This is a genomic window from Synechococcus sp. YX-04-1 (assembly GCF_030546365.1).
In the GTDB taxonomy this organism is placed as follows: domain Bacteria; phylum Cyanobacteriota; class Cyanobacteriia; order PCC-6307; family Cyanobiaceae; genus Parasynechococcus.
This window is the reverse complement of sequence record NZ_JAUONZ010000014.1, coordinates 1-2,530: the sequence shown is the minus strand read 5'-3', so window position 1 is coordinate 2,530 and position 2,530 is coordinate 1. Positions and strand designations below refer to the sequence as shown.

General features: G+C 52.3%; 1 tRNA gene and 1 rRNA gene. Both read left to right on the top strand.

Annotation, left to right across the window (positions count from 1 at the left end):
• Positions 1 to 132: 132 nt before the first annotated feature.
• A tRNA-Ala gene (locus Q3Y53_RS12995) sits at positions 133 to 205 on the top strand.
• A gap of 435 nt (positions 206 to 640) precedes the next feature.
• A 23S ribosomal RNA gene (locus Q3Y53_RS12990) occupies positions 641 to 2,530 on the top strand; the annotation flags it as partial.

Here is a 2,530-nt window from a genome sequence, read left to right as displayed (position 1 = left end):
CCCAGGCCTTCTGCTGGTTTGGCCTGGTGTTTTTCAGTGGCTTCAGCCTGCTGTTCATCGGCCGCTTCTTCCTTGGCACCCCTGATAAGGGTGAGGTCCCTGGTTCAAGTCCAGGATGGCCCATTCGGTGTTGGGGGTTTAGCTCAGTTGGTAGAGCGCCTGCTTTGCAAGCAGGATGTCAGGAGTTCGAGTCTCCTAACCTCCACTGACCGAACTTTATCCCCATCTCCAAGTTATTGGAGTTGAGCTCGATTGGAGTGTGATTTAGATTTGTCCGCTGGATGACCCCAGCTTCCTGTCATTCCAAGTTTTAAGTTTAAAGCTTTGAATTTGGTTGATAAGATGCTGGGCTCGGATCAAATGATCAAGTAATTGATGATTTGATTTGAAGTTCTAGCAGAACCTTGACAACTGCATAGGTGAAGTCTGGAAAAACAAAGCATCTTACAGATGCATTGTTTTGAGTCTGATCTTCTGAAAGGAAGATTGGATCCAGAACAATGAAAATTCTTTTGAGCAAGAGCCGAGACTCTTGAATGTTCTTTGATTCGTGTCGAGCGAATCAGAGTTTGATCTTGTTTTTAGCAATAAAAACTTGAGAATCTGCTTTCAACGGCGGTAAGCGTTCAAGAGGTTAATTGGTCAAGCTACAAAGGGCTCACGGCGGATACCTTGGCACACAGAGGCGATGAAGGACGTGGTTACCTGCGATAAGTCCCGGGGAGCTGGAAGCACGCTTTGATCCGGGAATTTCCGAATGGGGCAACCCTTAATACGGCCAGCTGAATCCATAGGCTGGCACGAGCCAACCCAGCGAACTGAAACATCTTAGTAGCTGGAGGAAAGGAAAGTAAAAACGACTCCCTAAGTAGCGGCGAGCGAACGGGGAAGAGCCTAAACCGATACTTTCGAGTATCGGGGTTGTGGGACAGCAACGTGTATCAGGAATGTTAGGAGAAGTGCTTGAATGGCACGCCACAGAGGGTGAAAGCCCCGTAACCGAAAACTGAACTGAGCTAGCTGTATCCCGAGTAGCACGGAGCACGTGAAATTCCGTGTGAATCCGCGAGGACCACCTCGTAAGGCTAAGTACTACTGTGTGACCGATAGCGAAACAGTACCGCGAGGGAAAGGTGAAAAGAACCCCGGGAGGGGAGTGAAATAGAACATGAAACCGTGAGCCTACAAGCAATGGGAGCCCTACTTATAGGGTGACCGTGTGCCTGTTGAAGAATGAGCCGGCGACTTATAGGCACTGGCGGGTTAAACCGGAAATGGTGGAGCCATAGCGAAAGCGAGTCTGAATAGGGCGTTTGTCAGTGTTTATAGACCCGAACCCGGGTGATCTAACCATGGCCAGGATGAAGCTTGGGTGATACCAAGTGGAGGTCCGAACCGACTGACGTTGAAAAGTCAGCGGATGAGCTGTGGTTAGGGGTGAAATGCCAATCGAACCCGGAGCTAGCTGGTTCTCCCCGAAATACGTTGAGGCGTAGCGTCTCGTGCTCCAGCAGGGGGGTAAAGCCACCATTTCGGTGCGGGCTGCGAGAGCGGTACCAAATCGAGATGAACTCTGAATACCCTGTGTGTAGCGAGGCAGTCAGACTGTGGGGGATAAGCTCCATGGTCGAGAGGGAAACAGCCCAGACCGCCAGCTAAGGTCCCCAAATCAACACTAAGTGATAAAGGAGGTGGGATTGCATAGACAACCAGGAGGTTTGCCTAGAAGCAGCCATCCTCAAAGGAGTGCGTAATAGCTCACTGGTCGAGCGATCCTGCGCCGAAAATGAACGGGGCTAAGTGTTGTACCGAAGCTGCGGATTTTATGGTAGGGGAGCGTTCTATGTGGGGCGAAGCGTTAGCGTGAGCGGGCGTGGACTGCATAGAAGTGAGAATGTCGGCTTGAGTAGCGAAAACATGGGTGAGAATCCCATGCACCGAAACCCTAAGGGTTCCTCCGGCAGGCTCGTCCGCGGAGGGTTAGTCTGGACCTAAGGCGAGGCCGAAAGGCGTAGTCGATGGATAACAGGTCAACATTCCTGTACCGGTCATGTTTTGGGAAGAGGGACGGAGAAGGCTAGCCAAGCCAGATGTTGGTTACTGGTTCAAGCGTTCGAGGCGTTGAGGAGCGGTGAAAACGTTCCGAGCTGAGGCGTGAGTACGAGCTGCTACGGCAGCGAAGTTGGTGACGTCAAGCTTCCAAGAAAAGCTCTATACCCGTTAAGGCATGACTGCCAGTACCCGAAACCGACACAGGTGGGGTGGTAGAGAATACCGAGGTGCGCGAGGTAACTCTCTCTAAGGAACTCGGCAAAATGGCCCCGTAACTTCGGGAGAAGGGGTGCCACCGCAAGGTGGTCGCAGTGAAGAGGCCCTGGCGACTGTTTACCAAAAACACAGGTCTCCGCTAAGTCGCAAGACGATGTATGGGGGCTGACGCCTGCCCAGTGCCAGTCATGGCTGAAATCACTGCAACCGTTCGTCCGACCCGTGAGGAGGTGGTTCCCTCCCGCAAGCGGGTGAAACTTCC